Genomic DNA, 23,843 nt, shown 5'->3' with positions numbered 1-23,843 from the left:
AGAGGCAGTCATAACAAACATAGTCAGCTCCTGATAAAACGGTCACCGGTGCACCCGGCACGCGAAGTTCATCCGTGCATTTCAGCGTTTTTTGTAGACGTCTTTGTAGCGCGTGGTCGCGGCCGTGTGCCCTTGAAAATCGGCAACATCGGCGTAGACCAGCACCGTGTCGGTCATCTGCGAGACCGGCAGAATCGCGCCCACTTGCTGATCGAGTTGCTGCTGGATGTCCTGATACTGCGCCTGCTGTTTCTGCGCGTCGGGCTCGACTTCGGCACTCTCGATCAACTGATTCAACTCGGGACTGTAGAACGAAGTGCGCCAGCCCTGAAAGTTGCTCAGCTTGGCTTCGTCACGGTTATCCGGGTTGTACACCAGCGTGCGCAGGCTCGAATGAGGATGACGTTCGGCGCCGCCACCGCCACGGCCGACGATGATGTCGAAACTGCGCTCACGCATGGCGCCGTAGATCTGGTTACCGGTGCCGGTGATGATGCTGGCTTCGATCCCGGCCTGCGCCAACGTCGATTGTAGGTTGGAGGCGATGTTGATGAACGGCGGTTCGGCCAGCACGCGAATACTGGTCTTGAACCCGTTGGGATAACCGGCTTCGGCGAGGAGCTTTTTGGCCTCATCGACATTCAGTCGATAACCGGGGTCCGGCAAGCGCGCGGCCAGTCCCAACGGCATCGGCCGCTGATTGATCACGCCGTAGTGCGGCATGACGGTCTGGTTGATGCCCTGATAGTCGATCAACGAGCGCACGGCTTTGCGCACGCGCGCGTCGGCGAACATCGGCTGCTTCACACTCAGTGCGACGTAGTACAGCGTGCCGCGTTGCAGGGTTTGCGTGCGGACTTTGTCGCTTTTCTGCAAGGCCTGGATGTCCGGCGCCGACATGCCTTTGGCGATGTCGAGGTCGCCCCGTTCGATCATCAGACGCAACGACTGCGACTCGGTCATGTTGCGCATGACGATGCGCTTGAGCTTGGCCGGGCCACCCCAATAACCGTCGAAACGGCTCATCAGGATCACGTCGTTGGCCCGCCAGTCATTGAGCACGAAGGCACCACTGCCGGCGGCGTGCGTCACCAGCCAGGCGGCGCCCAAGTCATTGTTCTTCTGATGTTCGAGGACTTTTTTGCGGTCAAGAATGAAGGCACTTGGCGACGTCGCCAGCGTGTTGAGCACCAACTGCGGATCGGTGGGTCGCGGCAATTCAATGACGAAGGTATTGGCATCGGTCGCGCGCATCGAACGCTCGACGTTGTCAGCAGTAAAACCGTAAGCCTTCCAGGTCGACGCCAGTGCGAGATTGAGTTTGAGCACGCGCTGCAACGACCAGGCGACGTCTTCGGCGCTCAACGGGTTGCCCGATTGAAATTGCACGCCTTGGCGCAGATTGAAGGTCAGGGTCTTGCGGTCGTCGCTGACGTGCCAGCGCTCGGCGAGTGCCGGCAACAGCTGATCCGGCGCAGCGACGTCTTGCACCAGCAACATGTCATAGAGATTGGCATTGATCTCCGACACGTCCAGGCCGGTGGCCGCCGCCGGGTCGAGGGACAGCAGATTGATCATGCTCATGCCGACGATCAATTGATCGGCCGGGGTTTTGGCATGGACGGCAGGTAGCGCGGTCACCGCCAGGGTAGCCGCCAGAACCCGCGCCCACAGCGAAGGAAGAATGTTCATAGCGAGAGTGCCTTTCTTATATTTATAGGGCTCTCGGACAGCCCGGCATGCACCGGGCAGCCCGCGTACACGTCAGAAGCTTTTAAGCGTGTTCATCTCGATGAAGTTGAAGTCGATGTCTTCGCCCAGACCCGGCAGGTCGGACAAATGCACAAAACCGTCGCTGTCCATCGGGTCGACCAGACGCTTGAGGTACGCCGGCACCTCGTCGTAATCCAGGTACGGGTGCAGCAAGCCGCGCTCGTACCAGGTGCAGTTCTTGATCGCGCCGACCACCGTCAGGTTGGCTGCGCCGTTGCCGTGAATTTCGCAGTCCATGCCAAACGACTCGGCCATGTGTGCGACTTTCAGGCATGGCCCGATCCCGCCGACCCCGGCAACGCCGGCACGCAGGATGTCGCAAACGTCATGTTTGACCCAACTGGCCCGGCTCAGGTGTTTGCCGGACAAGGTTTCCGGCCCGAGCACCGGAATGTCCAGTTGCCCCGCCAGCCAGGCATAGGATTCGGCAGACTCTTCCATCATCGGTTCTTCGAACCAGGCGAAGTCGAGTTTTTCCAGTTCGCGTCCGATGTACAGCGCTTCGGTGCGGCTGTACCAGTGATAACCGTCAAGCATCAAGGCGATATCCGGGCCCACCGCTTCGCGCACCGCCGCGCAGGCTTTGACGTCAATGCGCGGACTCGGCGCGAACGAGACCGGCGGCATCCAGGTGTGCAACTTGATCGCCTTGTAGCCGCGCTTGACCAGCGTTTCGGCAAAGCGTCCGTAGTCCTCCGGCGTCGCCAGGCCCTCAGGCAATTCATCGCCGCACATGGTTGAGCCGTATGCCGGCACCTTGTCGCGAAAGCCGCCGATCAACTTGTGCACCGGCACGCCGAGCTTGCGCCCCGCCCAATCCCACAACGCCTGCTCTACCAGCGCCAGCGCGCGATCAGTCAACTGGCTGGCGCTGCCACGCTGCCAGTGCGCCAGGTCATGCCAGATCTTTTCGCGATCAAAGGCGTTCTGCCCGACCAGCACCTTGCGCACAAAACCATCCAGCACATAAGGACGAATCAGCTCCGGCGCACCGAGGGCGTAACCCTCCTTGCCGTCTTCGGTCTGGATGCGCAGCAACGCCATTTGCGCCTGACTGACATCACCGGGATGAGCATGGCCGGCGCTGTCGACTGCGCGGCGGGTGGGATAGGAAAAAACCTGGACGTTGACTGCTGTGATTCTCATGGACGTCTTGAGCCTTCTTATTGGATTTGTGACAGGAGTGTCGTCGGTTGCGATCGATCATAGGTCATCGTACAACACTTGAAAAGACCCAATAACACCTCTTCGAATATAAGCGTTTTCGGCTAAACGTCCAGCAAAGCGCCATATTTAAAGATGACTACGGAATAACAGGACTTGCTTTAGACCCCTATTCACATGGCATATATGTATCAATATGTTTCCAAACCAGCAAAATGACGTAGACGAGTCATCTTGTCGTACGATAACTTATATCTGTGCCTCAAATGAGAGCCATACGCAACATCGCGGTGCCTGTAGTACTCGTCAAACGACCCTAACAAAAACAAAAAAGAAGACCGTATGAACACCACCCTACGCACGCTCGTCACTGTCGCGGCCCTCGGCCTGCCCTTCGCTGTCAACGCTGACTCTGCCAGCCTCAACTACCGCCATCAGTACACCGAGGAGGACAGCGCCCACGCCGACCGAATCAAGCTCAACTACCGCCTGGACAGTGGCCTGGGATTTGAGGCGGAGATGAAATACCGCACGGCCGGGGACCGCAAAGATGTCGCCTACGACAACATGGTCAACAACGGCCATGAGTTCACGGTGAGCTACAACTACAAGCTCAGCGCGCAGTCGACGCTGACCCCGGCGTTTCAGATGGACAGCTCCAAGGATGCGACCGCCTACAAGTTCGGCCTCAAGTACAACTACAAAATCGACGACGCCTTCTACGTAGCGACGCGCTATCGCCTGGACCTGCGCAAACTCGATCGCGATCAGGTCAACAAAGACATGCCCGATCACTACAAGGATGACCAGACCACCCACCGCTTCGAAGGCTGGCTCGGCTACACGCCAGCCAACAAGTGGGCCTACGAATATCAGTTCATCTATTTCAAGACTGACTACATCCGCTACGACAACAAGAAGAGCGACTACGAACAGAACCTGATCGTCAAATACAAGCTCACCAAACAATGGGCGCCCTTCATGGAAATCGGCGACATCAAAGTCGAGTCCACCTCACCCGACCGCCAGGCTCGCTGGCGTCTGGGCGTGCAATACAACTTCATGTAAGCAGCGCGCCGCTTTTGCCTGGCGAGCGCGCATCGCTTGTCGGGCAGGCACCCTGCCGCTCCCCCTTTCTCCACCGCGTAATGGAAGACCCGACCATGACCACACAAGCTGCGCAGACCAAACCTTTCAACCGTATTCTGCTGACCGGCGCCGCCGGTGGGCTCGGCCAGATTCTGCGCGAAACCTTGCAGGTTCACGCCGACACCGTCCGTTCCTCGGACATCAGTGCGATGGCGCCAAGCCGCGGCGCGCATGACGAAGTGATCAACTGCAATCTGAGCGACAAGGCCGCTGTCGCCGCGCTGGTCGAGGGCGTCGATGCCATCGTGCATTTAGGCGGGATCTCGGTGGAGCGATCCTTCGAAGAAATTCTCGAGGCGAATATTCGCGGCACCTTTCATGTTTATGAGGCCGCGCGCCTGCACGGGGTCAAGCGCATCGTGTTCGCCAGCTCCAACCACGTCACCGGTTTCTACCCACAGGACGAACAGATCGACGCCCATTCACCGCGTCGCCCGGACGGTTATTACGGCTTGTCGAAGGCTTACGGCGAGGACCTGGCAACGTTCTATTTCCACCGCTATGGCATCGAAACAGTGAGCCTGCGCATCGGTTCCTCATTCCCCGAGCCGCGCAACCTGCGCATGCTGGCGACCTGGCTGAGCTATACCGATCTCGAGCACCTGATCGCCCGCGCGCTGCTGGCCAGCGATGTCGGGCACAGCGTGGTGTACGGGGTGTCCGCCAACCGTGATCAGTGGTGGAACAACCGGCACGCCGCGCACCTGGGCTTTGCGCCGCAGGACAGTTCCGAAGCCTTTCGCGCAAAGGTCGAACAACAACCGGCACTCGCCGCCGACCATCCCGACCGCTTGTACCAGGGCGGCGCGTTTACCGCAGCAGGTCCGTTTGAAACGCCGACGCAGACGCGCTCATGAGTGCCGAACTGATTGTCGATGCGCGCAACACCACCGGTGAAAGCCCGGTCTGGCAAGCCGACGAGAACGCCTTGTATTGGGTGGATATTCCGGCCGGCCGTTTGCATCGCTGGCAGCTCGACGGCCAGACCGAATGCTGGCAAGCGGACGAAATGCTCGCCTGTATCGCCCGCAGCGAAGCGGGACATTGGCTGGGCGCGCAGGAAAGTGGACTGTTCAAACTGCGCCCGCAGGCTGACGGACGTCTGGCTGCGGAAAAGCTCATCGGCGTCGAGCACGCCCGCCCGCGCATGCGCTTCAATGATGGTCGCTGCGATCGTCAGGGACGCTTCTGGGCCAGCTCGATGCCAACCGCTATGGGCGCCGAGGCGGTCGGCGCGCTGTATCGCTACGACGCGCAGAACCCGAACGATGTATCGATGCTGGCGCCGCAACTGGAGGACCTTGTGGTGCCCAACGGCCTGGCGTTCAGTCCCGACGGGAGCATCCTGTATCTGTCCGATTCGCACCCGAGCCGGCAACTGATCTGGGCCTTCGATTACGACATCGACAGTGGCACGCCGCACAACCGCCGCTTGTTCGTCGACATGAACAACCACCCCGGTCGACCGGACGGTGCCGCCGTCGATTCACACGGTTGTTACTGGATCTGCGCGATTGATGCCGGCCTGGTGTTGCGCTTTACCCCGCAGGGGAAACTGGATCGCGCGTTGCCGGTGCCGGTGAAGAAACCGACGATGTGCGCCTTTGGCGGCCCTCGACTCGACACCTTGTTTGTCACCTCGATTCGCCCGCAAGGCATCGACCTCGCCGATCAGCCACTGGCGGGCGGAGTCTTTGCCCTCAATCCGGGTGTTCAAGGCCTGCCTGAACCCAAGGCCCGCGCCTGAGGCTTCAGACGTTCAACGCCGCCGCGTCTGCAGCTTCGTAGGCGCGGCGCAGACGCTCGCGGCTGTTGGACAGATGCAAACGCATGGCTGCGCGCGCGGCGTCGGAATCACGCCGGACAATCGCAATGTAAATGTCTTCATGCTCGCGACTGAGGCGCTCCAGATAGGGTTCCTTGCGGTCATTCTCCAGGCGTTTGGAATGCAGACGTGTGCGCGGCAGAATGTTCGCGCCCAGGTGCAGCATGATGTCGGTGAAATAGCGGTTGCCGGTGGCCAGCGCAATTTGCTGGTGGAACTGAAAATCCGCCGACACGGCGTAGTCGACACTGACGGCGCGGGAATTGATGGCGTCCAGCGAATCACGCATCAGTTGCAGCTGCTCATCGGTACGCCGCGCACATGCCAGACCGGCGGCCTCGACCTCCAAAGTGATGCGCAATTCAAGCACCGCCAAGACATCCTGAAGCGTGACGATGCTGTCCGGATCAATGCGAAAACCGCTCGGGCTGGGAATGTCCTGAACAAAGGTGCCGATACCGTGACGGGTCTCCACCAGGCCCGCTGCCTGCAGACGCGATATCGCCTCGCGCACGACCGTGCGACTGACGCCGTGCTCGGCCATGACCTGAGATTCAGTCGGCAGCTTCGTCGCACGCGCGAGTTCGCCGCTGCAGATGCGTCGGGACAGCTCGGTGACCAGGTCCTCCGCCAGGCTGCGATGCCGGCGACGAACATTGGGGGTGACGTTGGATCTGTCCATCAGCAACAAAAATCTCGAATTTTCGAATAATTACGCATCATAGCCCATTCAGTTGTACGACAACGCACCAGTTCACATGATAGGATTTCTCATGCAGCGGACGTTCGATTCGCTGCAATGGCGATAAGGACGTCCGCTCGAGAAACACGTCGAAATTTCGCGTGTAAAACACTCAAGTTAATCAAGGATCTGATTACTCATGACAAAACCAACAACCTTCACGGCCTGCAAACTGGCCAGCGCCATCGTCGGCAGCCTGCTGTTTTCCAGCCTGCCCGCACAAGCGGCCGATATCTGGCTGGATGTTGCAACGACTGGCTGGGCCACGCAAAACGGTGGCACCAAGGGTGGCTCCAAAGCGGCAGCCAACAACATCTACACCGTGAAGAACGCCGCCGAACTGAAAGCCGCACTCAGCGCTTCGGTCGGCACCAACGGTCGTATCATCAAGATTACCGGGCCTATCGACATCAGCGAAGGCAAAGCTTATACGACGACCGCCGATATGAAAAAGCGCGGCCGTCTGGATATCCCGGGCAAGACGACCATCGTCGGTACGAGCAGCACGGCGGAGATCCGCGAGGGTTTCTTCTATGCCAAGGAAAACGATGTGATCATCCGCAACATCACCATCGAAAACCCGTGGGATCCCGAGCCGATCTGGGACGCCAATGACGGCAGCGCCGGCAACTGGAACTCCGAGTATGACGGGTTGACCATCGAAGGCGCCAACAATGTGTGGGTCGACCATGTCACCTTCACCGATGGCCGCCGCACCGATGACCAGAACGGCACTGCCAACGGTCGTCCAAAGCAACATCACGACGGCGCACTGGACGTGAAAAACGGTGCCAACTACGTGACCATTTCCTACTCGGCGTTCAAATCGCACGAGAAGAACAACCTGATCGGTTCCAGCGACAGCCGCACCACCGATGATGGCAAGCTCAAGGTCACGATCCACAACACCCTGTTCGAAAACATCTCCGCACGCGCACCACGCGTGCGCTTCGGCCAGGTGCATCTGTACAACAACTATCACGTGGGCAGCACCAGCCATAAGGTCTACCCGTTCAGCTACGCGCACGGCGTGGGCAAAAGCTCGAAGATTTTCTCCGAGAAAAACGCTTTCGAAATCTCCGGCATCAGCGGCTGCGACAAAATCGCCGGCGACTACGGTGGCAGCGTTTACCGCGACCAAGGCTCGACACTCAATGGCAGCGCACTGAGCTGTTCGTGGAGTTCGAGCATCGGCTGGACCCCGCCTTACAGCTACACCCCGCTGAACGCGGACAAAGTCGCGGCCGATGTTAAGGCCAAGGCTGGCGCTGGCAAGATCTGATTGGTCGATGTAACCGTGTTAATGAAAAGCCCTCGGTGACGAGGGCTTTTTCATGTCTGCTTGAAGACCGTGCAGGGGTGAAGTCCTGAAAAAATCTGGATTATTTATTGCCCTGACCGGCCCCATCGCTGGCAAGCCAGCTCCCACAGGTTTTCTGTTGTGACACAGATCGCATCAACAACTCCGCCCCCTGTGGGAGCTGGCTTGCCAGCGAAGGGGCCCGATCAGACACCATCAAAACCGGCTACTGGACCAGTTGATTGATCTCAATGATCGGCAGCAACACCGCCATCACAATCACCAGCACCACCCCGCCCATCACCACAATCATCAGCGGCTCAAGCAACGCGGTCATGCCCATCGCTCGCCGTTCGATATCACGCGACAGGGTTTGCGCTGCGCGCTCGAGCATCGGTGGCAGTGAACCGGTTTTTTCACCGCTGGCGATGAGGTGAATCAGCACCGGTGGGAAGACATTTTCCACCCGCAACGCTGCTGCCAGGTTGACGCCCTCACGCACCTTGGCCGTGGCCTCAGTGACGCTCAGGCTCAGGCGATCGTTGGACAACGTCTGCCGCGCCGCCTCCAGTGCCCGCAACAATGGCACCCCGGCGCCGCCGAGAATCGCCAGCGTCGAGGCGAAACGTGCGGTGTTCAGGCCAAGGATGAAACGCCCGAATAACGGCAATTTCAGCACCCGATGATGCCAACTCAAGCGCGCCGCCGGATTGCGCAGATACAAACGCCAGCTCCAAAACGCGCCAGCCATGATCCCGGCACACAGCCAGCCCCAACTGCGGATGAAATCACTGGCGTTGAGCATCGCCAAGGTCAGCCCCGGCAAGTCCTGCCGCGCCTGAGAAAACGCGCTGACCACCTGCGGCACCACATAACTGAGCAGGAAAATCACGATGCCGATCGAGACCAATCCAACCACGCCCGGATAGATAAACGCGGTGAGAATCTTGCCGCGCAGGTTGTTGCGCTCCTCGATGTAGTCGGCGAGCCGCTCCATGACCTGCGCCAGATCGCCGGACTCCTCCCCGGCCGCAATCAGCGCGCGATAGATCTCGGGAAAATCCCTTGGCCGTGCGGCCAACGATTCGGCCAGACGCATGCCACTGCGCACATCGGCACGCACGGCGCTGAGGGTGTGGGCGATGTGCTTTTTTTCGGCCTGTTCGACCGTGGCACTCAGCGCGGCTTCCAGCGGCAGACTCGCGCCCAACAAGCTCGCCAATTGCCGCGTGGCCCAGGCTAGGTCGTTGTCCGAGAGCTTGGCGCTGAACAGTCCACCGCCACCGTGTTGGGCAACGTTGCTTTCCTTGTGCACTGACAATGCGGTCAAACCGTGCCCGCGTAATGTTGTGAACGCGGCAGCCTGGCTGTCCGCCTCAAGGTGCCCGGATTCAATCTTGCCGGTCGCATCGGCAGCTTCAAAACGATAGCGATTCATCAGGCGTCCCGTGTCACACGGAGGATTTCTTCAGGGGCGGTGGCGCCGCTGCGGATCCAGCGCTCACCGTCCTCACGCAGGCTGAACATCCCGGCCTTGGCAGCAGATGCGCGCAAGGCCTGCTCCCCTGCCCCTTGGTGGATCAGGGTGCGGATGTCGTCGTCGATGCAGAACAATTCGTGAATGCCGGTGCGGCCGCTGTAGCCGGTTTGATTGCACGCCGGGCAACCGACCGGGCGCCAGGTGCCGGGCGCGGTGGGGTCTTCTTCCTTGCATTGATTGCACAGCCGCCTCACCAGTCGCTGCGCCAAAACCCCGAGCATTGACGACGCCAGCAGAAACGGCTCGACGCCCATGTCGATCAAGCGGTTGACCGCCGACACCGCGTCGTTGGTGTGCAAGGTCGCCAACACCAAATGCCCGGTCAGCGACGCCTGCACGGCGATTTGTGCGGTCTCCAGATCGCGGATTTCGCCGATCATGATGATGTCCGGGTCTTGCCGCAGGATCGCACGCAAGGCCAGGGCAAAGGTCATGTCGATCTTGGCATTCACCTGAATCTGGCTGATCCCCGGCAAGTCATATTCCACCGGGTCTTCCACGGTGAGAATGTTGCTGGTACTCGCGTCGAGCCGCGCCAGTGCGGCGTAGAGGCTGGTGGTTTTGCCGCTGCCGGTCGGGCCAGTGACCAGGACGATGCCGTGGGGCTGGCGGATCAGCTGATCGAGTTTGGCCAACACCTGCGCGTCCATGCCGAGGGTTTCCAGATGCAGACGCCCGGCCTGTTTGTCGAGCAGACGCATCACCACCCTTTCACCATGCCCGGTCGGCACCGTTGAAACACGAATATCAATCGGCCGCCCCGCCACGCGTAAGGCGATACGACCGTCCTGCGGCAGGCGTTTTTCAGCGATGTCGAGCTGGGCCATGATCTTGATCCGCGACACCAGCGCACCGTGCAACGCCTTGCGTGGTGAGACCACGTCACGCAGGGTGCCATCGACGCGATAGCGCACCACTGAATGGGTTTCGAACGGCTCGATGTGAATGTCGCTGGCCTCATCGCGCGCCGCTTGGGTAAGCAAGGCGTTGATCATGCGGATCACCGGCGCACCGTCCTGGGTGTCGAGCAGGTCGGTGATTTCCGGCATGTCCTGCATCAGGCGGTCGAGGTCGACTTCATTCTCTGCCGCGCCGACCACAGCAGCGGCACTGCCGGTGTCGGCATAGGCAGCGGCGAGCAAGCCATCCAGCTCATCATCGCGCACCCGCTGTATCGTGGTCGCACCGAATTGGCGCCGTGCCTCGCTGATCGACCAGCCCGGCGTCGACGGGCACACGGTCAACACGCCATCGCACAACAGAATGCGCTGCGCCTTGGCCCAGGCGTAAGGCAGTGAACTCATCTCATGCCCTCCCCAACGCGAATGATCTCCCCCGTGGCAATACGATCCCCTGTAGGAGCTGCCGAAGGCTGCGATCTTTTGATCTTTGGCCGTTTGAGTCCGTCGAAGAGCAAGATCAAAAGATCGCAGCCTTCGGCAGCTCCTACACGTCGGTTTTCCAGATCAAGGGGCGATGTCGGCGTCATTGGATCGGTACCGCTTTGATGGTTGCGCGTGGGCCGGAACTCGGTAACACCGCCGGCACCCCCTGCGCCGCCGTCGGCAACTGCGGCGCCTGCATGTCCGGCATCGCCCAGCTGCGTTCCGGCTGCAACCCACCTTGAGCGCGACGCATGAAATCGTAGCGATTGAGAGTAATGCTGCGCCCCGCTTCGCTGTCGCGGATGATGTACGGCCGCAGGAAGACCATCAGGTTGGTCTTGGTGATCGCCCGACGTTCGTTGCGAAACAGTGCGCCGATCCCCGGCAAGCTACCCAGCCACGGCACCGCGTCATTGCTCTGGCTGTAGCCGTCCTGCAGCAACCCACCGAGCACCATGATCTGCCCGTCATCGAGCAGAATGCTGGTATCGATCGCCCGTTTATTGGTGACAATCCCCGCAGAATTGGCACTGGCCGAAGCCCGCTCATCAATGCTGCTGACCTCCTGATAGATATCTAGCTTCACCGTGCCGCCCTCGGAAATCTGCGGGCGTACGTTGAGCTTCAAACCCACCTCTTCGCGAGTCACGGTCTGGAACGGGTTATTGCTGGTACCCCCGCCGCCAGTCACATAACTACCGCTGACAAACGGAATGGTCTGGCCGACAAAAATGCTCGCCGCTTCGTTGTCCAGCGTCAGCAGGTTCGGCGTCGACAACACGTTAGTGCCGCCCTTGCTCTTCAAGGCCCGGGCCAACACTTTCAGGTCAAGAATCTTGCCGATACCGGGAATGTCGACGGTGCCGTTGACGTAGCCCAGGTTCAAACCTTGCGGCAACACGTCGATGCTGGTCTTGCCGTTGGTGTTGATCCCCGAGCCGCCCAGATTTGCGCCACCGATCACGCCATTGCCGCCGAGGTTGCCGGTCTGCCATTGCACACCGAACTCGCTAGCATCGTCCTCGCCGACTTCGACGATCAGGCTTTCGATCACCACTTGCGCGCGGCGCTGGTCGAGCAGATCGATCACCTCGCGCAAGTTGCGATACAACGGCTCCGGCGCAGAAATCAGCAAGGTGTTGGTGGTGGCGTCAGCCTGAATCGTCACGCCGCCGGCACTGAAGGCGACGTTCTGCTCGCTGCTTTGCGCGCCGCCGCTACCGGTTGTGCTGCCACTGCTGCCCTGCGCGTAACTGCCGCCCGTGCTGCCGCTGCTGTTAGTGGTCGACGTGCTGCCGCTGCTTTGCGTACCGCTCTGGCCGCTCTGCCCAGCATTGCCGCCAGTGCTAGCACCCATAGAGCTGAGCACCGACCGCGCACTGTCACTGGTGCCGCTGTCGCTCTCGCCCGTGAGCAAACCACGCAACGCCTGCGCCAGTTTCGCTGCTTGCGCGTTACGCAGATAAACCACATGCAGATTGCTCGGATTGCTCTGCGCGTTATCCAGTTTATAGATCAGATTGCGCGCCAGCTCCGTGCGCTCTGGGCTACCAGCGCGAATGATGATGGTGTTGGAACGCGGATCACCAATCACGGCGATTTTCTGCGTCGGATCATTGCCCGGCGCATCGAGCAAATCCGCCACCATCGGCGCGATGTCAGCGGCGATGCCGTTCTGAATCTGCACCACATCGGTGTCGATCGCACTCGGCGAATCAATGCTCGCGATCAACTGCGCAACGCGGGTCAGGTTCTCCGCGTAATCGGTGATGACGATGGTGTTATTGCCCGGATAGGCGTTGATCGGATTGTTCGGCGACACAATCGGCCGCAGCACCGGAATCAGGTTCACCGCGTTCTCGTATTGCAGACGAAACGTGCGCGTGAGCATGCCGTTACCCGCCGGTTTGTCGGCACTGTAAATCGGCCCGCCAAGCAATTTGGCATCAGCCTCCGGCACCACCTGCGCCACACCGCCAACATCCACCACACTAAACCCCTGCATGCGCAACGCCGCCAGCAACATGTCGTAAGCCTGCCGCGCCGGCACCTGACCTTCCGAGACCAGGGTCAACGTGCCCTTCACCCGAGGGTCGACCAGAAACTGCTGCCCGGTCGACCGCGACAACGCCCGCACCACCGCTTGAATATCCGCGTCGACAAAATTCAGCGTCACCGGTTGATCACCCAAAGGATTGCTCGGCAAGGCAATGCCCGACGCCGCCGCGCCACTGCGCACACTCTTGCTGATGTTGTGCAATTGCTTCGGCGCCGGTCGCGCTTGGGCCTGTGCGCGTTCGCGGTCGAGCACCGCGTCGCCGCTGCGCTGAGTATTGGCCAGCGGCCGGCCGAGTTCACTGTCGACCAGCAACGGCGGCTGATTCTGTGGTGTGGTGCTGGTGTTGCTGCATGCGCTCAGTGCCAACAACAGAAACGGCGCGGCCGTACGTACATAATTGGAACCTGACCACTTCATGAAGCTTCCTTAGCGCCCTGCGCCTGATCCATGCGAACGGTTCCCGACAGAGTGCCTGCCGTATCATCGACCTTGACCTCACCTGCACGCTGCAAACGAGCCTCGACCACTTCAAGTGAAAACTGCACGGGGTGGATTAACAGCCAACTGATGACGGCATCAGCGGGTGCATCCTCGAACGTCAACTGCCAAGCGGTGCCAATTGCCTGCAACTGGTAGTGACCAAGCAGCCCGTTGCCATCGAGAGATTGCTGCAATGACCGCTCGACGTTTTGCCCAATGGGCGCTGTCGCCACCTCGCGCAACAACAGATCCAGCGCTTCGGCCTGGCCACGCAACTTCGGCGTTTCGGTCTGCCAATGTTCAATCTTTTTCAGCGGAGGCTGGACGAGCAGCAGCCAGATCAGCACGCCCCCCAACATCAATGCGGTGCCCGCAACCAGGCGTTTTTCGCGCAAGCTCAGCGGCGCCCAATGCCGATGAATCTGTGCACGCAGCAGCAGCCAGCGAGCCCGATAGATCGCCAGTAGATTATTCATCGTCGCGGTCCATGACGGCATCGTCCTCAACCGCTGCCGGCTCAACCTGCGGGCTGAAAATCCACACGTTGTCTTCGCGTCTGGCGACCAACCCTGCCTGCGTCAGCGCTCCCGGCAAAGCGCCGTCGGCGGGTGCCTGCGCAGTATCGGCAGCCAACTCCAACTGCAAACGTCCCTGCTCAAAGGTCATGCGCTGGACGCTGCCCGCCATAAACGGCAGCGCGCTCGCGGCATGTTGCACCAGGTAGGCAAACCCATGATTCGCGTCGGCCGTCACACCGCTGTGCCGGGCTGTCAATTGCTGGCGAGCCTGCTGCAACGGATTGAGAATCACCGGTAACTCTGGAAAAGCCTGCTTCACCCGCAAGCGCATTTGAACCTTGAGCTGCTCGCCCTGGGTCACCTCACGTGCCGCGTAAAGGTTCAGACCAGACACCCAGATCGCAACCGCCAAGGCACAGCAGAAGACGGCCTTGCCCCAACCGCGAGCGGGGCCGGCAGCCTTGCCGATGCCTGCATGCAACCCCCATCCCGGCGCAACGCCACACCAGCGCTGCTCCGCAGGTCGTGGTTCGACGACTGTTGCAGGAGCATCCGCGCCGATCCACTGCAAGCCGCGACCACTGGTGACGAGTTCATCCAGACGTTCCTGCGCCAAGGGTTCTACCGAAGCCTGCGCACGGCTGAAGCGCAGCAGCAATTGCCCGTCCAACACGCACGCGCTGACCTGCCCCTGCGCGGGCACCGGCAACGCATAAGGCGCCGGGTAAAGGCCTCGCAGCTTCAATCGGTGCTGAGCCAATAACAGCCCGAAACGATCCAGAGATGCCTGCGCGAGCCAGGCCAGCGACACTTGCCCTGAGACCTCACGAGCACTGTGCGCAACGTACATTTGTTCAGTGCCACCCAGAATCAGCGCCTGCGCGGCACACTTCACCGCCGCCTCGATCTTCACCGGCGCCAGCGGTGGCAACTGCAAACTGGTCAGTACGCTGTCCGCCGGATGCAGAAAAAACTCGACGGGCTGTAACGGCCACTCCTGTTCAATCAGCAACAGCGTACTGACACCGGTCTGACTGACCTGGTCGTGCCGATCCAGGCGCGCAAATTCAACCTCAGAGTCTGAGGTCAAACCCGCCAGCGGCGGCAAGGCGACTCGCAGGCGAGTCATACGCCGAGCCTCGACCAGACCACTTTCGGCAGGTCGTCGGCAGGTCGATGCAGCAGCGCATCCAGGCTGACGCGGCGCTGGTCACGACGTGCGTGTCCGCGCAGCAGAAACCAATCGCTGCTGATGCCGACGTTCAGTCCGTCGACGGTCAGATGCGGCAAGTGCAGACGGTTGACGAAGTCCCCGCGATTGAGGAACCACTGGCCACGATCGCGCTCTCCCACTACGGCCCTGGCCTGCGCGAGCGATAAACCCGGTACCACCGCCACCAATACCTCGGCGCTGGCAGTATTACCGTTGACCCAGGTCTTGGCAGGAATCAGGCTGACGTACTGATTCAAGCGACCAAGCAGTTGCTCGTTCATGCCTTCGAGGCCACGTAAATCATCAAGGCTGCGTAACATCGGCTGAGTGGCCGGCAAGGGCCTTTGGCGCGCACTCGGCGACGTCGCGCGGACGCCGTCAAACCCAGTCTGCGCCATACTCTGCCCGGCGGCTTGCAGGTCGGGCATTCTCGGGTAGGAGGCAATGACGCGCTGGCTGATGCGCTGGCTGAGGGCAGCATCGATTCCGATCATTTCGCAGAGGCGTTCGAAGCTGCGCAACTGTCCGCCATCGACGCGCTCATTGCTGAGTAAATTGCGTAAATTGAACTTGCCCTGCTGATCCTCGATGCGCCCCTCGAAACCGCCCCCCGGCAAATTCAACAAATGGCTTTTGACAGGCTGCGCCCAAGGTTGATCGAGCCGGGTCAGCGCGTCCTGTTGACGCGTGTCCCAGAGCAGTTGCCGACTCAGCTCCAGCCCCGCCAACAGCGCGGCCGCGCCCTGCACTCGGGATTGTTCCGCTTCAAGAGAGCGGGTAAAGACGCTCTGCCGGGTGAGCATGCCAGCGGCGATCACCGCAACCACGGCGGCAATCAGCAAGGCGCTGATAATGGCCATGCCGCGCTGTTTCTGCGCCTGTGGCGAGGATGATTTCATGGCCGCTCTCAGAGCTGCCAGGAACCAATATCGGCATTGACGCCGTCGCCGTCGGGTTGGCCGTCTGCGCCGAGGGAGAAGATATCGATCTCACCGTTCGCGCCAGGATTCAGATAGTTGTAAGGACGACCCCACGGGTCGTTGGGCAAGCGTTCCAGATAAGAGCGCCAGTTGCTGTTTTTCGCATCCGCCGGACGCTCCACCAACACCTTGAGCCCCTGATTCAGCGTCGGGTAAGTGCCGTGGTCGAGGCGGTAGAGTTTGAGCGCCTGCATCAGGCCGGCGATGTCTTGTTTTGCCGCAGTGGCTCGGGCCTGATCAGGTCGGTCGAGCACCTTGGGCACGACCATCGCCGCCAGAATGCCGAGGATGACCACCACCACCATGATCTCGATCAGGGTGAAACCCTGCTGGCCTCGACGGCCTGCGGACTGAGATTTGACGCGCGCGAAATCCATTTCAACCTTCCTTGGCATGATTACATTCGGCGCGCAGTGTAACAAAAGCCAGTCATCGTACAACAATCATTAACGCACTGTTTTTCTGCACATTCGCCAAAAGACGGGTGTTATTCTGCGGGTCGGTTTCAACCGCAGAGACAAGCATGGAAGCGTTGCGCAAGGAGCAAGGTTTTACCCTCATCGAGGTTCTGGTGGCCTTGGCAATCATCGCCGTGGCGATGTCTGCGGCCGTTCGCGTTGCGGGTCTGATGACCCAGAGCAATGGTCTACTGCGCGATCGCTCGATCGCTTTGCTGGCGGCGCAAACCCGGCTCGCCGAGCTGCGTCTGGAGGAAGATTTTGCCCCGGGAGTGAAAACCTTCGAGTGCGATCAAGGTCGCCTGCAACTGCGCTGTGACCAACGCGTGACCCCGAGCACCGACGGACAACTGATGCGCGTGACGCTGCTGGTTTCCGATCGCGAACGTCAGGCGCCACCCCTGGCGCGACTCGAAACCTTACTCGGCCGGCCGCAGGAAAAGCGCCAATGACGCTGCTCAGGGTCGAGTCAGTCGAGGCAGCGAGGGGGAGTCTGGCAGCGTGCTGACTTTTAATCGGCTCTGTTCTGCGCCACGCTCAATGACCACCGCATCCTGTTCAATGGCGATCACGCGCACACCCAGGGCCAAGCGATCACCCACCAGAAAACTGCGCGGCGGACCGTCGTTGAGACTTAGAATTGCCACCGCAGCGTGCGCCCCTGCCAGCACTCCGGAAACTTTGATATCCAACGGTGCCGGCTGGTTGGAAAACCACTGCAAAGCCGCTGTGTCGGCGCGCGTCGGCAGCACTTGGGGCTCCAGCGCCGGAACGTGGGATTGTGCCGGCGTCAGCAACAACGCAGACCAGAACAGTCCCCCTGCCAGTGCAGCGATCAGCGCCGCCGATTGCACAAGCTGCGTTGCGGATAAGCGAAAAGTAAATGCCAAGACCCAACCTCCCTGTTGTCCTGCGTCGCAGTCTACAGGACAACATTCGCTTTTCTATCGGGATTGATGGTTCGAATCCGCCAGGATGGATGCACAACGAAGGAACGTTGCGGTATGACCAAGGACAGACAAACGGGCTTCACCCTCATCGAATTGATGGTGGTGCTGATCATCATCGGTATTGCCAGCGCCGCCGTCAGCCTGAGCATCAAGCCTGACCCGGCGCAACTGCTGCGCAAGGACGCCAATCGCTTGATCCAGTTGCTGCAAATCGCCCATGCCGAAGCCCTGGCCGATGGACGCCCGATCACTTGGCAGGCGGAGAAAAACGGCTTTCGTTTCAGCCGTCGCAATGAACAAGGCCCCGGCTTCGATCACTTCCTCGCCGATCCGCAACTGCGCCCTCGTCACTGGGAAACGCCATCGCTGAAGGTGCGAGTGACACCCAGGCAGCCGCTGATACTGAACGCCGAGTGGTTCGATTCACCCGTGCAACTGCAACTCTCGGACGGCCAGAACACGCTCACCGTGCAACGCACAGCCACGGGCAAATTGACCTTGGCCAACCAGCCATGAATAACCGGCAAGAGGGTTTTACCCTGATCGAAGTGATGGTCGCGATCATGCTCATGGCGATCGTCAGCCTGATTGCCTGGCGCGGTCTGGACAGCGTGACCCGCGCCGACATGCACCTGCAGGCGAGCACCGAACACACCGAAGCACTGCTGCGCACGCTGCATCAACTGGAACGAGATATCGCCTTGCGCGCCAGCATCGAACTGCGTGAGCCACTGTTGAACGACAACGATGACGAACGATCCGAGCAGCCAGCGGCAATCAGCGTGCGCAGTGCCGACGACCAGAGCTTTCGTCTTGACGTGATCCGCAGTGCAGCCACCTCGCAGAACGGCTTGCAGCGCGTGCGCTGGTGGTTGAAAGATCAAACCCTGTACCGCGCCGCCGCCACGCCACGTGATCGCTACCCGCTGCCTGCGCCGAAACAGGCAGTGGCGGTGCTCGACAGCATCAGCGATCTGCAAGTGCGCGTCTGGGAACCCGAGATGGGTTGGCGCCAGCTCAGCGGCAACCGCAAAGAAAACCCCCAAGGCCTGGAAATCCGCCTGACCCGGCAGACGCCTCAAGGCGAAGAACACTACCGCCAGGTCTTGGGCCCACTGGATTAGTCTCTGGGCGATATTGCGTATTGCCCTGACACGCACGGCAACTGTAACGTCGAAAGTCAGTTACCGAGGAAATCTCATTGCACGACTCTAAACTTCTCGAAGATCTACGCGCTCGCTTCAACGCTGGAGAGCCTCTGGATTTCACTTTTTTCTGGGGACACCAGCGAAGCAAAGACGCCGTCACGGCTTCGTGCTTCAGCCAGTGGTACGAAGCCGAATTCGTTGTCGAGGGGCAACGCTACCCGACAGCCGAACACTTCATGATGGCCGAGAAGGCAGCCTTGTTCGACGATCAGGAAATTCGTGCACAAGTACTCCAGGCCCCGACCCCGAACGCCGCCAAAGCCCTCGGCCGCAAGGTGCACGGGTTCAACGACCAACGCTGGCTGCAACACCGATACGACATCGTCGTCCAGGCAAACCAAGCCAAGTTCTCCCAAAACCCGGAACTGAACGAATACCTGATGCGCACTGGATCTCGGGTCATTGTCGAAGCGAGCCCGGTTGATGACATTTGGGGAATTGGGCTCGCGCAGGATCACGCAAATGTTAACGATCCGAATCTGTGGAAAGGCCTGAATCTTTTGGGGTTTGCACTGATGCAGGTTCGGGACGGCAGGGTTGGATCGTCCTGAGTTTTATCGGCGGTGGCGTCAGCAACGAAAAAGCCTTGGCGTGTGCCAAGGCTTTTCTAAGGGGGTTTTACACCGCTTTAGGTCGCACTACCCGCAAGTCATAAATTGCAGGTGTATTGATATTCGAAGGGGAAGAATACGGTATCGACCACCAATGAAAATGGCGCATCGATCAATAAAAATGGAATCAACTTGCCTTTGGATGTACCGACCAACCACCAGTCGAGCCGAACACCGATGTAGGGGCATCGATGCTTGTCATAATCCATCCGCATGGCCGTTGCTGCACAGCCGCTTGAGCTGGCGATCAACACCAGTAACATCAGTTTTTGAAACACTTAATATCCTTATTAGTTGTTGATACTGAGCTGTGTAAACGGGGTTGCAGATGAATTGCCCTCTACGACGGGCCGCCCACGTGGGTGGAGTAGAGCCCTACGCCGATTACCGAGCACGATCGTAAGGACAATGAGAGATCTTAACCAGATTGGAATTGGCAAGATGCATGAAGCACGCAGGCGAGGATGCAGATCTGATGGACTTTATTGATTTTCTGGGAAACCTTTGCAGCGCATTCAGTAACTATCAAGGCTATGAAAAGCCTCGCCGGGTGTTTACCCGAAGATTCGTTGCGTTCTGCGTATTTGTGGCTGTGTTTGAGCTGATTGCGCTGAACCTCTACTACGCATAGACGGGATTGAACTGAAGGATTCAGCAAAGATCGCCAAGCCGGAGCGAATCCAGATCTTATTAAAAAAATCACTGTGTAGTTTCGCGCAGGCACAAAAAAGCCGATCCATCCGATCGGCTTAACTGTCTGATTCTACTCAGGAATTATGGTCGGGACGGAGTGATTCGAACACTCGACCCCTAGCACCCCATGCTGGAGAGCATAGCGACCTAAGCACTTGTTTTATAACGATAACAGCCCTTTCTGGTCGTGGCAAAACATCCTCTTTTTTGTGCTTATGCAAACGGAAACACGCGGCCTCCAGAGGAGGTTTTGCGCAACACCGGATGCACGCCATCGCCCCCTCCTCGCACCCTCCAAAAAAGCATCTATCGTGGGAATTGCAACTCTAACTTGCATTACCAAGGAGATGGTCATGTCAAAATCAGGTGGCGGAAAAGCAGGTCCAAGTTCAGCTGGAAAATCTGGCGGCTCGAAAGCTCCAGCAGTTGCGAACCTCCCGAGTACAACCGGAAAGCCGTCTGGAGGCGGCCGTGGCAACGCTGCACCTAAAGGCAAGTAACCATAAATAGTCGCAGTTCCTCCGGCGCCCAGGTTCCCGGGAGCCGGAGTTTCTTTGAGACGCCACCATGTAACGGTGACCCAGAAACCTACGCAAGCCACTGATACATAAGGAAAAGCTCCAGATTTTCTAGGGGTACAAAACAGCGATATCACCCTATAAGAATCAATAACTTAGCGTTGTAAATTCCTAAAGTAGCCTCCCTCCCCCGGCGTTCTGCCAACCGTCAATATCCTTTAAATGCGGTGCTACGCTTCCTTGATCCACGGAGGAAAGCACATGCCAAATTCAGACCTACTCCCTTCCCTGCTGTTCAAGATCAACGAAAACCAGCTCGCCTTGGAAGCGGCCATCATGGAGCTGTCCAATTGGGTCGAACAACGCGGCGCGACCGACGTTGCTGAAAACGTGCGCGGCGCCCTGGAAGCGATCGACCGAAACGAGGAGTTCATCAAGATGACGCTCGCCGTCATGATGACGCCGTAGTGAGCATCTCGCCGAGTCGAGCAGCTCACCATCAAAATTGACTTCACGACGCTCATCGATAAAGCTCAATAAATGAAAAACATCGCCGATAGGCAGGATAGTGCCCCCGGCTGGGGATTTTTCAAATTGGTGGTAGCAGGTTCAAGCGTATGAAAGAGATCTATCTTCTAATCGAGCACGGTATGGATCAGGGCGAGGTTTATGTACTTGGCTGGTTCGATGACGAGAAAAAAGCTCAGGACGTAGCGCAGGAAAAAGAGTGGGAGGCTTACCGTGCCGGGTTAAAAGCTGAAAACTTTTGGCCAAATCAAAATCCGTTGCCTCCAGATCAGACCAAATATCGCCGCTTCTGGGTGAAAGAAATTTCCAAATTTGAGGGCGCTTCGGCCCCCCGGTCCTCTGCTGTCCATTGACTCTGTAGCCGCCCCGGCTTCATCAAGAAGACCGGTCGACCGTGTGGCGTTAATCCTTACAGTCCGTCGCCAGACCCTCGCTCAATCTACGCGCCTCGATTACTGTATATCCAAACAGTATCAGCAAGGCGCAATGATGGACCGCTACGGAGTTGAAGACACCGACGACTGGCTCGGCAGCCCGACGCCGCTCGAAACTTGCCGGCACCAGCTGGCCCTCTACGAAAATGAGTTCGAGGAACTGAACCTTCAGCTGCAACAGTCCAGGGAGCGGATATTCAAGCTGGTTGAGATGCACGCTGCGGCTTCGGCCGAGTGCAAAACCCTCCGCTCTCAATTGAGCGTTGCGAAGTCTGAAGCGGCAGATGCCAGCAGGCGCGCTACCGACATAGAGACCAAAAGCAATTGGGAGCTGATGGCTAAGACTAGACACGTTAGCGAGCTGGCTACTCAGATACGGATCCTTAATGGAGACAGCCCGTTCAAAGACCCATTCCCCCATCAGCGCGAAACCGACCGCACGTAATTCTGGCACGCCTGTAGCGCAATCAATCCACGGTCGCCGGTGTCGGTGATGGCGATAATTCGTTGAGCATGCGCCGGGTCAAGTCGGGCGCGTACGGTTGCATGATCCACGCCGCCGGCGCTGGAGGTGGCTGGCACGTTGCAGTCTTTGGCAACGTCGGTTGCATCGAGGAGGACTGACAACCGCACATCAGCAGTGGCAAGGCGATCGCGCAGGCGATCTTGGTCACGTTGGGCATCGGTCATTTTCCTGAAGTGGGTTTGCTCGCTGGCCGCCAGCCGCTGCTCGAGCGCCAGACGCTTGCCCTGCTCGGCCTGCTGCGCGGTGGCAGCGGCCTGTGTCAGTTGATTGAGGGTTTCGGCGTGCTGCTTGTCTTGCTGGGCCAATTGATTCCCACAGCGCCAGTCTTGAAACTGCCAAGCACTGCCGAACCCGGCGAGAACCAGCGCCAGCGCCCCGAGAAGCCGCCACGGAACGACCATCACGGCACATCCTTGAAGAAAATGTGCCCGCCCAACTTCAGCGTCTGCTTGGCCTTCGCCGCCCAGGCCGGCGCTTTGATGCTGGTGGCGTAATAGTGCGTGGCGCCGCCGGTAGGATCAGGCACCTTGCCGTCGATCACCTGGTCGGCAGCGATCCGACATTGCGCCAGCTCGCGGAAAGGAATCTGCTTCACGCCGATCAGGAATTGATAGTTCGGGTCGGCCTTGTTCCAGCAGCTGAACTGGTACGGCTTCTGGCAGACGCCGGCGTAGCCCTCGCCCCACCACGATTTATCCTTTCCGTCGAACACGCGGTTGCGGATCGTCCAGGCCACGGCCACTTGGCCGGCAGTGCCCTCCCCGCGCGCCTCACCCCAAATTGTGCGGGCGAGGATGTCTCGGTCTTTATCATTTACAGGCATCGCTTTTCTCCAGACGAAAAAAAGCCCGCGTCTTGGCGGGCATAGAAAAAGATCTGCAGCAGCTGCTGCGATGTGATAGACATTCTTTTCTCAAGCAAGAATTAGACGTACAGTGGCGCTCTGAGGTTTATTCTGTTAAATAAAATAGGATTGAGTCGCTCATGGAACTAAAGCACTTATCAGAAGCAGTGATGCATCGATGGAAAACCAAAGAAGTTCATGACACTGATTTTTATGGCTTCACAATAGGCTCAAGACGCATCAACACAATACTCGACATAGGTGCAAATCTTGGCCAAAGCATTATATCCTTCCGAATACTTTTTCCAGACGCGACCATTCACTCGTATGAAGCAAACCCGATACTTATAGACGAACTAAATAGCCTGGCGAACGAAGTACCCGGAAACATAGAAATAAACCCCTACGGCCTAGCCGACAAAGGGGGCAGCTTTTATTTAAACATACCATATTCAAACGAAGAGGCCTTCATAGAAGAGGCGTCTATAACAGACTCATACTACGAACTACCCTGGGTCAAGCAAAAGTTCTTGGAGCGCGGCGGGCTTACAAGGCTGGAGAAGGTCAAATGCGACTTGAGGGTTGGTGATGATTTAAAATTATCTCCCGACCTAATTAAGGTTGACGTCGAAGGCGCCGAGTCGATGGTTCTTCGCGGATTAAAAAGAACAATCGAGCGATCGAAGCCAATAATAATGGTAGAAAACTCAGATTGGCACAACGTATCCACAATCATGAAGTCATTGGGATATGTTGCACGACGTTATGATCACGATGAAAACAAGTTATTGCCGATGAATGGGCCAACAACAAACACATTCTATATACACCAAGGCCTTAGCCTGACTGATTCCATCAAGAAATTATTATTTCTCAAATAGCTAACAAAGCTGTATTGGGCACTCTAAGCCGGATGCCCAATACGCGGTTGGTTATTGAAGTTAC

At 58.7% G+C, this 23,843-nt stretch carries 26 protein-coding genes; 12 read left to right on the top strand and 14 right to left on the bottom strand.

The window, feature by feature from the left end; all coding sequences use genetic code 11:
• Positions 1-81: 81 nt before the first annotated feature.
• Positions 82-1,692, bottom strand: coding sequence for an ABC transporter substrate-binding protein (locus tag J0G10_RS11700; protein ID WP_220558500.1), 1,611 nt, complete (start codon positions 1,690-1,692; stop codon positions 82-84).
• A gap of 72 nt (positions 1,693-1,764) precedes the next feature.
• Positions 1,765-2,919 (bottom strand): mandelate racemase family protein, encoded by a 1,155-nt coding sequence (locus tag J0G10_RS11695; RefSeq protein WP_008079679.1) that lies wholly within the window; start codon positions 2,917-2,919, stop codon positions 1,765-1,767.
• Between the two features lie 360 nt (positions 2,920-3,279).
• Between J0G10_RS11695 and J0G10_RS11690 the strand changes: the two genes are divergently transcribed.
• The 3 genes from J0G10_RS11690 (at position 3,280) to J0G10_RS11680 (ending at position 5,833) form a co-directional block, all read left to right on the top strand.
• Complete coding sequence (locus J0G10_RS11690; protein WP_122597771.1) at positions 3,280-4,005, top strand: oligogalacturonate-specific porin KdgM family protein; 726 nt, start codon at positions 3,280-3,282, stop codon at positions 4,003-4,005.
• A gap of 95 nt (positions 4,006-4,100) precedes the next feature.
• Positions 4,101-4,943, top strand: a complete 843-nt coding sequence (locus J0G10_RS11685) for an NAD-dependent epimerase/dehydratase family protein (RefSeq protein WP_220558499.1) — start codon at positions 4,101-4,103, stop codon at positions 4,941-4,943.
• Positions 4,940-5,833 carry an SMP-30/gluconolactonase/LRE family protein gene (locus J0G10_RS11680; RefSeq protein WP_220558498.1) on the top strand — a complete coding sequence of 298 codons (894 nt, stop codon included), beginning with the start codon at positions 4,940-4,942 and terminating at the stop codon, positions 5,831-5,833. Before J0G10_RS11685 ends, J0G10_RS11680 begins: the two co-directional genes overlap by 4 nt.
• 4 nt (positions 5,834-5,837) lie before the next feature.
• On the opposite strand, the gene J0G10_RS11675 is transcribed toward J0G10_RS11680, so the two are convergent.
• On the bottom strand, positions 5,838-6,593 hold the full coding sequence (locus J0G10_RS11675) for a FadR/GntR family transcriptional regulator (protein ID WP_122597768.1): 756 nt from the start codon (positions 6,591-6,593) through the stop codon (positions 5,838-5,840).
• A gap of 199 nt (positions 6,594-6,792) precedes the next feature.
• Here J0G10_RS11675 and J0G10_RS11670 point away from each other — a divergent pair, with 199 nt between their 5' ends.
• Entirely contained in the window at positions 6,793-7,935 is a 1,143-nt protein-coding gene (locus tag J0G10_RS11670) for a pectate lyase family protein (RefSeq protein WP_134174217.1), read from the top strand.
• 244 nt (positions 7,936-8,179) lie between these two features.
• On the opposite strand, the gene gspF is transcribed toward J0G10_RS11670, so the two are convergent.
• The 7 genes from gspF to gspG form a co-directional block, all read right to left on the bottom strand.
• On the bottom strand, positions 8,180-9,391 hold the full coding sequence (gene gspF / locus J0G10_RS11665; RefSeq protein ID WP_220558497.1) for a type II secretion system inner membrane protein GspF: 1,212 nt from the start codon (positions 9,389-9,391) through the stop codon (positions 8,180-8,182).
• Positions 9,391-10,797, bottom strand: coding sequence for a type II secretion system ATPase GspE (gene gspE, locus J0G10_RS11660; protein ID WP_220558496.1), 1,407 nt, complete (start codon positions 10,795-10,797; stop codon positions 9,391-9,393). The genes gspF and gspE overlap by 1 nt, the downstream gene beginning before the upstream one ends.
• A gap of 181 nt (positions 10,798-10,978) precedes the next feature.
• The gene (gene gspD / locus J0G10_RS11655) at positions 10,979-13,354 is read right to left on the bottom strand and encodes a type II secretion system secretin GspD (protein WP_220558495.1); all 2,376 of its coding nucleotides are present in this window, start codon (positions 13,352-13,354) and stop codon (positions 10,979-10,981) included.
• Complete coding sequence (gene gspM / locus J0G10_RS11650) at positions 13,351-13,893, bottom strand: type II secretion system protein GspM (RefSeq protein WP_150694608.1); 543 nt, start codon at positions 13,891-13,893, stop codon at positions 13,351-13,353. The genes gspD and gspM overlap by 4 nt, the downstream gene beginning before the upstream one ends.
• On the bottom strand, positions 13,886-15,064 hold the full coding sequence (gene gspL / locus J0G10_RS11645; RefSeq protein ID WP_150694406.1) for a type II secretion system protein GspL: 1,179 nt from the start codon (positions 15,062-15,064) through the stop codon (positions 13,886-13,888). Before gspL ends, gspM begins: the two co-directional genes overlap by 8 nt.
• A complete protein-coding gene (gene gspK / locus J0G10_RS11640) occupies positions 15,061-16,047 on the bottom strand; it encodes a type II secretion system minor pseudopilin GspK (protein ID WP_150694407.1) in 987 nt (328 codons plus the stop codon). The genes gspL and gspK overlap by 4 nt, the downstream gene beginning before the upstream one ends.
• Before the next feature lie 8 nt (positions 16,048-16,055).
• Complete coding sequence (gene gspG / locus J0G10_RS11635; protein ID WP_016984958.1) at positions 16,056-16,505, bottom strand: type II secretion system major pseudopilin GspG; 450 nt, start codon at positions 16,503-16,505, stop codon at positions 16,056-16,058.
• 146 nt (positions 16,506-16,651) lie between these two features.
• On the opposite strand from gspG, the gene gspI reads away from it, so the two are divergent.
• Positions 16,652-17,038 (top strand): type II secretion system minor pseudopilin GspI, encoded by a 387-nt coding sequence (gene gspI, locus J0G10_RS11630; protein ID WP_038364733.1) that lies wholly within the window; start codon positions 16,652-16,654, stop codon positions 17,036-17,038.
• Positions 17,039-17,044: 6 nt separating this feature from the next.
• On the opposite strand, the gene J0G10_RS11625 is transcribed toward gspI, so the two are convergent.
• Positions 17,045-17,476, bottom strand: coding sequence for a general secretion pathway protein GspC (locus tag J0G10_RS11625; RefSeq protein ID WP_220558494.1), 432 nt, complete (start codon positions 17,474-17,476; stop codon positions 17,045-17,047).
• A gap of 114 nt (positions 17,477-17,590) precedes the next feature.
• On the opposite strand from J0G10_RS11625, the gene gspH reads away from it, so the two are divergent.
• The 3 genes from gspH (at position 17,591) to J0G10_RS11610 (ending at position 19,295) form a co-directional block, all read left to right on the top strand.
• Positions 17,591-18,052 carry a type II secretion system minor pseudopilin GspH gene (gene gspH, locus J0G10_RS11620; protein ID WP_127926604.1) on the top strand — a complete coding sequence of 154 codons (462 nt, stop codon included), beginning with the start codon at positions 17,591-17,593 and terminating at the stop codon, positions 18,050-18,052.
• Positions 18,049-18,660 carry a PulJ/GspJ family protein gene (locus J0G10_RS11615; protein ID WP_220558493.1) on the top strand — a complete coding sequence of 204 codons (612 nt, stop codon included), beginning with the start codon at positions 18,049-18,051 and terminating at the stop codon, positions 18,658-18,660. Before gspH ends, J0G10_RS11615 begins: the two co-directional genes overlap by 4 nt.
• A gap of 77 nt (positions 18,661-18,737) precedes the next feature.
• On the top strand, positions 18,738-19,295 hold the full coding sequence (locus J0G10_RS11610; protein ID WP_150694409.1) for an NADAR family protein: 558 nt from the start codon (positions 18,738-18,740) through the stop codon (positions 19,293-19,295).
• Positions 19,296-19,393: 98 nt separating this feature from the next.
• Here J0G10_RS11610 and J0G10_RS11605 read toward each other — a convergent pair whose 3' ends face one another.
• Positions 19,394-19,633 (bottom strand): YceK/YidQ family lipoprotein, encoded by a 240-nt coding sequence (locus tag J0G10_RS11605; RefSeq protein ID WP_141129940.1) that lies wholly within the window; start codon positions 19,631-19,633, stop codon positions 19,394-19,396.
• Positions 19,634-20,827: 1,194 nt separating this feature from the next.
• On the opposite strand from J0G10_RS11605, the gene J0G10_RS11600 reads away from it, so the two are divergent.
• The 3 genes from J0G10_RS11600 to J0G10_RS11590 all read left to right on the top strand — a co-directional run bounded on the left by J0G10_RS11600 (position 20,828) and on the right by J0G10_RS11590 (position 21,973).
• Positions 20,828-21,034 (top strand): hypothetical protein, encoded by a 207-nt coding sequence (locus J0G10_RS11600; RefSeq protein ID WP_220558492.1) that lies wholly within the window; start codon positions 20,828-20,830, stop codon positions 21,032-21,034.
• 149 nt (positions 21,035-21,183) lie between these two features.
• A complete protein-coding gene (locus J0G10_RS11595; protein WP_097090057.1) occupies positions 21,184-21,447 on the top strand; it encodes a hypothetical protein in 264 nt (87 codons plus the stop codon).
• 133 nt (positions 21,448-21,580) lie between these two features.
• Positions 21,581-21,973, top strand: coding sequence for a hypothetical protein (locus J0G10_RS11590; RefSeq protein WP_220558491.1), 393 nt, complete (start codon positions 21,581-21,583; stop codon positions 21,971-21,973).
• On the opposite strand, the gene J0G10_RS11585 is transcribed toward J0G10_RS11590, so the two are convergent.
• Together J0G10_RS11585 and J0G10_RS11580 are read right to left on the bottom strand one after the other, a co-directional pair.
• Positions 21,949-22,455 carry a lysis system i-spanin subunit Rz gene (locus J0G10_RS11585; protein ID WP_220558490.1) on the bottom strand — a complete coding sequence of 169 codons (507 nt, stop codon included), beginning with the start codon at positions 22,453-22,455 and terminating at the stop codon, positions 21,949-21,951. The genes J0G10_RS11590 and J0G10_RS11585 overlap by 25 nt on opposite strands.
• Positions 22,455-22,877 carry a cell wall hydrolase gene (locus J0G10_RS11580; RefSeq protein ID WP_220558489.1) on the bottom strand — a complete coding sequence of 141 codons (423 nt, stop codon included), beginning with the start codon at positions 22,875-22,877 and terminating at the stop codon, positions 22,455-22,457. Before J0G10_RS11580 ends, J0G10_RS11585 begins: the two co-directional genes overlap by 1 nt.
• A 161-nt stretch (positions 22,878-23,038) precedes the next feature.
• On the opposite strand from J0G10_RS11580, the gene J0G10_RS11575 reads away from it, so the two are divergent.
• The gene (locus tag J0G10_RS11575) at positions 23,039-23,779 is read left to right on the top strand and encodes an FkbM family methyltransferase (protein ID WP_220558488.1); all 741 of its coding nucleotides are present in this window, start codon (positions 23,039-23,041) and stop codon (positions 23,777-23,779) included.
• Positions 23,780-23,843 lie beyond the last annotated feature (64 nt).

The organism is Pseudomonas germanica (assembly GCF_019614655.1).
In the GTDB taxonomy this organism is placed as follows: domain Bacteria; phylum Pseudomonadota; class Gammaproteobacteria; order Pseudomonadales; family Pseudomonadaceae; genus Aquipseudomonas; species Aquipseudomonas neuropathica.
This window is presented reverse-complemented; position numbering and strand designations above follow the sequence as displayed.